This is a genomic window from Nostoc sp. UCD121 (assembly GCF_014222285.1).
Classification (GTDB): domain Bacteria; phylum Cyanobacteriota; class Cyanobacteriia; order Cyanobacteriales; family Nostocaceae; genus Nostoc.
This window is the reverse complement of the sequence record NZ_JACKZS010000297.1, coordinates 1-6,983: the sequence shown is the minus strand read 5'-3', so window position 1 is coordinate 6,983 and position 6,983 is coordinate 1. Positions and strand designations below refer to the sequence as shown.

Below are 6,983 nucleotides of genomic sequence, written 5' to 3'. Positions count from 1 at the left end.
ACCCTGATTTAAACAGTTTTTATACATTTTTAGCTCACTCAGACGGTTCAAATAATTTGCCCTTGTAACCCACGATTCGTTAAGAGATAAACGGCAAAAGTTCCTAGCCAGTGGCTAGCTGCATAATGTTCAATTACAACATCTGTAAGTCCATGCTGACGATGGTGAAGAGCAGCAGAGTTGAGTGTTTCGATGCGGCGATCGCTATTTGCCAATCCAGATATGATACCCTCAAGCATCCACGCACGACTGAGGTTAAGTCCGTAGAAATGAGCTTGCATATAATCTTGAGGATTATCTACCCTGACAGGTTCTAACCAATTTGCTGAATTATCAATGGGTATTTGGGGAAGAAAATCCGTCAGCCAGTCAGTGAAAGCTGTTGTTGGCAGGACTCGCCGCATTAAGTCTGCTTCAGCAAGTCCAGGAGAGAGAAAATCGTAACCAAGTGGCTCGAATTGTAAGGAGTAGTTGCGATCGCTAAGATAAAATTGCCGTGCTTTATTCTCCAATAACTGAGTAAAATCAGTATTTTCGGTAATCCTTGCCCAATCTAGCATCAAACCAAGTCCAAAAGCTGTTTGGCTATGCACCCCTGTGCGATTTGGCAGTTTCAGTTCGTTAATCCAGCGCTGTAGGTTATCAGCAATCAACTTTTCTAGCGGTTCCAATACAACCCGCCATTCTTTCGCTTGAGGATGATTCCACTCGTGAAGTTCCGCAGCCAGTTGCAGAAACCAGGCCACACCGTAAGGAAATTCAAAAAATGGTCGCCGTTGAAAATGGGCAATCTCTCCTTGAATTTTCTCAGGTGTTAGGCTTTGCCCAAGTGCTTGCTTTGACGCTGCATGGAAAGAGGCTTCAGGAAAGTGACGCAGCAGACGTACCAGTAACCAGTGACCATGTACGGCTGAATGCCAATCTAAGCAGCCATAAAAAGCAGGAGTCAATTGACGCGGTGGTTTTATATCCTCGTCGCTCTCAGCCCAACGCAGAATACTGTTAGGATACTCCCGCTCAATACAATCCAGTACTAATTGAGCAAATTGTACTGCGATCGCTTCATTAATCTCCAAATTATCGAGTGGCATAGTCACGTCGCTTTGCTTCGAATTAAAAATTAAAAATTAAATTTAGGTGCTTATCTCCTTTTCTTTGCCGATTACTTAGTACAGTTTTGCGTAAAAGCGTAGCGTTTTTAATGCAGGGGAATGGGAACTGAGTATTTAGGACGGGTTAAAGCCCCAAACATCATTTTTTCACGCTCTTCCCAATCCCCAACCCCTTTTAGCATTACAAGGTATTGCAAATTTAATTCACTAGGAATTAACCATCACTTGCGTTTCAGGTTTTACCCTAGCTTCTGCTTCCAGAAAATCAGCCACTTGAGCTTCAATTTCATCCCGAACAATTTGGCGATACTCCAAGAAATGCTCAATTTGGGCACAAACGGCCAAGTAACTACTGACTCCACCCGGATTATGCCGATACATACTCCACAGGTTGCGCCAAAATTGCCAGCGCGTCTGACGACGTACACCCTGCCGCCAGCAAATGATTAGAAATGCTCGGAGTACTTTCCAGTTCAATGGTTTTTTAGCAGCTTTGCCCTTTTTCGGATAGGTTGCTTCGCCCAAAAGCCGGAAGTGTTTGTATGTACGCTCCAAAAACCGCTCTGGCTCATACAAATCACAGAACGCCTGCACATATTCACGAGCAATGTCTTCTAACGGTCGAGTTGGGACAAAGTTCATCAACGTGGTTTGGTTGATGTTGGCCGATTTATTGCGGAGTCGTCCTTCTTTTTCTAATCTATGCCAGAGGGCTGTATCTGGAAGCGCTTGCAGCATACTAAATAAGGCCGTGGGTATTGCTGTTTGCTCAACAAACTTGACAATTCGCGCCCCGGCTCCTACTTTCTCGCCATCAAACCCAATAATAAACCCTGCCATAACTCGCAACCCTGAGCGGGTAATCCTATTCACCGCATCACTGAGTGAGTCTCTGGTATTCTGGTATTTCTGAGTGAAAGTGAGACTTTCTTCGTCGGGGGTTTCAATTCCCAGAAAAACGGCTCCAAAATTACACGCTACCATCAAATCCATCAGTTCTTGATCTTGGGCTAAATCAACTGAGGCTTCTGTCGCAAAAGAAAAAGGATAGTTATGTTCTACCATCCAGGGCAAAAGAGACTTCAAAAATAATTTGACATTCCGTTTATTACCGATGAAGTTGTCATCCACCATAAAAATACTGCGCCGCCAACCCAGTTTGTAGAGATAATCAAGTTCTGCTAATAGCTGTTCTGGGTTTTTGGTGCGAGGTTTGCGACCATATAGCACAATAATGTCGCAGAATTCACACTGGAAGGGACATCCACGGGAAAATTGCACCGACATTTCGGCATAAGCTTCGAACTCTAGCAAGTCAAAACGAGGGGTGGGAGTGTTAGTAACATCTGGTTTTTCACCGCCAGAGCGAAAGATACCTGTGCGATCGCCGCGTGCGATCGCTGCTACAAATAAGGGTAGGGTAATTTCCCCTTCGTCCAATATCAAGTAATCCACTCCGGCAGATGTCATTTCATCTGGTAATGCTGTCGGGAAAGGCCCACCCACAGCTACCCGTTTACCTCTCCGTTTTGCTTCTAATATCTGACAGAGCAAGTCTTCTTTTTGCACAATCATCGCCGACATGATAACCAAATCGGCCCAAGCCCACTCTGCTTCCGTACAGGCACGAACATTTCGATCTACTAGCTTATACTCCCATTCTTGAGGTAATATCGCGGCTACAGTTACCAAACCTAAAGGCGGTAGCATTGCTTTACGGTCTAATAAAGCCAGGGTTTTTTCAAAAGACCAAAAGCTTTTTGGAAAAAGGGGGTATAGAAGTAAAACGTTCATATTTTATGCTTATAAACCTTGATCTTAGCTGCTGCTTGAGTTCAAATACAACTTCGCCGCTCTGGTAAAACACTTAGAGAAGCTTTTGTATGCAGTAGCTGTAAATTCTACTATGACTGATTTAAACGAAACAATATTTTTTAAGGGCAATTATTACTACTTTTATACTAGGGAGGACTCCGAAAGTGCGGGTATCTGCCTTAACTTCACTTGAACGAGGCAGGGGGCAGGGAGCAAGGACAGCCCGCAAATATGGAAAGCCACTTGGCAAATTGGCAACTCTGAGCAAATTAACTGTGTTATTTTCAATAACTATACAAGGTGTATTTGCACTTTCAAGCTATTTTTTAGACGGGCTGCAACCCGTCTTTATTTATCGCCAAATCCTTTTACAGCAGTTTTCATGTATTTGAACTATATCTGTCGTAGGAGCAATTCATGAATTGCCCCTGCAACGAAAGTCATAAATTTAATGATTTGCTCAACAATTTTTAGGGTGTTATATGACATTTTCTAAACAACATCTCAATAAAGAGAAAGAGGTTTGAATCTGTTCTTCTCCCCTGCCCCCTGCTTCCTGCCTCTTCTTCAACTTCTCAGTTGCACAGGCATAGCTAAATAGGTCATTTTCAAACCACCCAATGGTGTAAAAATAACTGGAGTTAGACTTTGATTTAGGTGCATTTGAATTTCGGAAGATGGTAACTCTTTCAAGCCTTCCATCAAATATTTAATGTTAAAAGCAATTTCAATGTTTTCTCCAGATATCTGCGCCGGCATTGACTCTCTACCACTACCCACATCTTGAGCTTCACAAGATAAGGTAATTTCTTGAGCTTCGCTATCAATACTAAGTTTGACAATATTATTTTTTTGATCGGCTAGCACAGCAATCCGTTCCAAAGTGCTGACAAATTGTCGCCGTTCAATTGTCACTTGTCGTTCAAATTGACGCGGAATCAATTGTCGATAAGCAGGATATTGCCCTTCTAATGTGCGACTAGTCAAGCGTTGATTTTGCCATGCAAACACAACTTGACCTTGATCGAAATATAAAGCTACAGGTTCATCTGATGAGGCGCTATGAGCTAGCATCCGTTGGAGTTCGCGTAATGCTCTCGCTGGTACTGTCACCTCTAGTTGACTCGTTCCGCCTAGTGGACGCTCGTTGCTAGTTTCTACCACTGCTAGGCGATGTCCGTCGGTGGCTGCAAATTCTAAGGTATCTTGTTTAACTGTTAAATGCACTCCCGTCAGTACTTGTTTAGTTTCATCACCACTGGTAGCAAATAATGAACCCCGTAATCCCTCAACTAATGCGGCGGTGGTGAGATAAATTACTTCTGTATTTTCAATTACAGGTAGTTCAGGAAATTCTTCTGGCCCCATTGCTCGGACTTGGTAATGTCCACTTTTGGGTGTGAGTGTAACTATTAAACCTTCTCCACCGGATGTTGCGCCTGTGAGGGCTGATTCATCGTCTAAAGTGATTTCCCCTTCTGGAAGACGGGAGGTGATATCTACAAGTAACTTAGCAGGAAGTGCGATCGCACCTCCTTGCCATACCTCTGCATTAAAGCTGGTGCGGATTCCCAAGCTGAGATCGAAGGCTGTTAAGCTTACTTGGTTAGTTTCAGCATCCGCTTGTAACAGCACATTGGCAAGTACTGGATGAGTTGGTCGTGAAGGTACTGCACGACTAACGAGTGAGAGATTTGTACTGAGATCGCTTTGGGAGCAAACTAATTTCATAAGTGAGATTCAGCTGGTGAAGGATATGGTAACATCCTTATCGTTTATAGGCGATCGCTAATGAAGTTATTTAAGGGTAAAATTCCAAACTCACCAATCCTTTAGCAGCCGATTCTGTTAAGCTTTCTTCTGTAAATGGATCTTATGAATGGGGCATCGGCTGCGATCGTCAGTTAGCTAAAATCCAATAGGGTTCATATAGCGGTTCTCGTACCCTACGGGAAGCCGCTACGCATCTATAGATGCAATGACTTTGACCTCTCTCCAAACCTCTCTCCTAAAAGGAGAGGGGCTTTGAATCTTACTCCCCTTCCCTTGCAAGGAAGGGGCTGGGGGTTAGGTCTGTAACTGACAGAAAATCAAAGTTTTTAACCCGCCTTTGCGTAGCGTTCCATAGATAGAAAAGGCGGTTTTGTCTGTGTAGCAGCGACTTCCAGTCACCCAGTGTAGTACGCAAACATACTATAATTTGTGAAAAGCCTAATTTATGCTATTCCTAAAGACGCAAAATGATAGAGGTGTCGCTCAAGGTATTCTGTTCCTACTCTCACAACGACGAACCTCTAAAGGATGAATTAGCTAAACATCTTACTATGTTGGAACGGCAAGGTGTAATTTCAACCTGGCACGATCGCAAAATACCACCTGGAAAAGAATGGGATCAGCAGATTAATGAAAATTTGAACACAGCCGATATCATTTTATTGCTCGTCAGTTCAGACTTTATATACTCTAAATACTGTTGGGATATTGAAGTTACCAAAGCAATAGAACGCCACGAAGCTGGAGAGGCTTTTGTCATTCCAATTATTCTGCGAAACGTTTCTTGGCAATCGGCACCATTTGCTAAACTACAGGCTCTGCCCAAAAATGCCTTACCTGTTAAATCTTGGAATAATCAAGACGATGCATTCACAAATGTAGCTCAGGGAATTAAGTTTGCTGCTGAACAACTAATTAAGGAGCGTCAAGAAAAACAGGCAAGTAGGGAAGCCGCCATAGTTAAGTATCGTCAGCAAGCTGAAGAATTTGCGTCTGATGGTGAGATTTCTCTTGTGGAATCTGAAATCTTGAAAGATTTACAGGAAAAGTTAAAATTAACAGATTTAGAAGCCAGTGCAATCCGAGAGAAAGCATTAGAGCCTTACGGCATATATAAGAAACATATAGACAAATACAGGCTATTCTTGACAAATTTTATAGATGAACAAGGGTATCCATTGAATGAAAAAGCTAAAAATGAATTAAAAAAATTACAACAATACTATGTGCTTAAGGATGAAGATGTAGTTTGCGTAGAGAAAGAACAAGAAGTAGAGTATCAAAAACGGCAAGCAGAAAAACTTCTGCAAGAACAGGAAGCAAAGCTTTTTACAGAAAATTTGGGCAATGGTGTAGTTCTGGAAATGTTTGCAATTCCTGGTGGTCAATTCTTCATGGGTTCCCCAGAGAATGAACCAGAACGATACAGTGATGAAAGTCCACAGCACACTGTTACCGTTCAACCCTTTTTCATGGGTAAATTTCCAGTTACACAAAGCCAATGGGCTATTGTAGCTACGCTGAAAAAGGTGAATATTGATTTAAATTCCGAACCATCCAACTTTAAAGGTGCTAACCGACCTGTTGAGTGTGTTTCTTGGGATGATGCAGTTGAGTTTTGTGCAAGATTGTCTAACAAAACAGGTAAAAACTATCGCTTGCCTAGTGAGGCAGAGTGGGAATATGCTTGTCGTGCGGGAACGACTACTCCATTTTATTTTGGTGAGACGATTACGACTGATTTAGCAAATTATGATGGAAACTACACCTATAATTCTGGGTCAAAGGGTGAATTTCTTTGTCAAACAACAGATGTCGGAAAATTTCCACCAAACTTTTTTGGTTTATTTGATATGCATGGTAATGTCTGGGAATGGTGTCAAGATACTTGGCACGAAAATTATAACGGAGCACCAACAGACGCTAGCCCTTGGATAAGTCCTAATGAGAATCGGCTGCTTCGTGGTGGTTCGTGGTACTTCAATCCGGGGCGTTGCCGATCGGCGATTCGCTACAGCGTCGCACGTGTCGTTAGGTACAACGAGGTGGGTTTTAGGGTTGTGGTTGCTGCGTCACTTAGGACTTAGTATACCTTTACACTCTTGTCCTTTTCGCTGGTTCTGCTACACAAAACCTCCTTACCAAGGAAAGGGATTAAAGTCAGGACTTTGTGTTCAATCGGATATGATATTAGGTAAGTTAACTACCTGTGGAAAACTTGTGGAAAAACATGGGTACTTTTTCACAAAGTAATTATACTTAATTAAGTTTTATCAGGAAAAT

At 42.5% G+C, this 6,983-nt stretch carries 4 protein-coding genes; 1 reads left to right on the top strand and 3 read right to left on the bottom strand.

Annotation, left to right across the window (positions count from 1 at the left end; genetic code table 11):
• Window positions 1–47: 47 nt before the first annotated feature.
• The 3 genes from GNF10_RS33765 to dnaN form a co-directional block, all read right to left on the bottom strand.
• Entirely contained in the window at window positions 48–1,091 is a 1,044-nt protein-coding gene (locus GNF10_RS33765) for a DUF2891 domain-containing protein (protein ID WP_185584550.1), read from the bottom strand.
• 228 nt (window positions 1,092–1,319) lie between these two features.
• Window positions 1,320–2,906, bottom strand: a complete 1,587-nt coding sequence (locus tag GNF10_RS33760; RefSeq protein WP_185584553.1) for a B12-binding domain-containing radical SAM protein — start codon at window positions 2,904–2,906, stop codon at window positions 1,320–1,322.
• Window positions 2,907–3,494: 588 nt separating this feature from the next.
• Entirely contained in the window at window positions 3,495–4,658 is a 1,164-nt protein-coding gene (gene dnaN / locus GNF10_RS33755) for a DNA polymerase III subunit beta (protein ID WP_114080277.1), read from the bottom strand.
• Between the two features lie 509 nt (window positions 4,659–5,167).
• On the opposite strand from dnaN, the gene GNF10_RS33750 reads away from it, so the two are divergent.
• Window positions 5,168–6,787 carry an SUMF1/EgtB/PvdO family nonheme iron enzyme gene (locus GNF10_RS33750; RefSeq protein ID WP_114080276.1) on the top strand — a complete coding sequence of 540 codons (1,620 nt, stop codon included), beginning with the start codon at window positions 5,168–5,170 and terminating at the stop codon, window positions 6,785–6,787.
• Window positions 6,788–6,983: the final 196 nt, after the last annotated feature.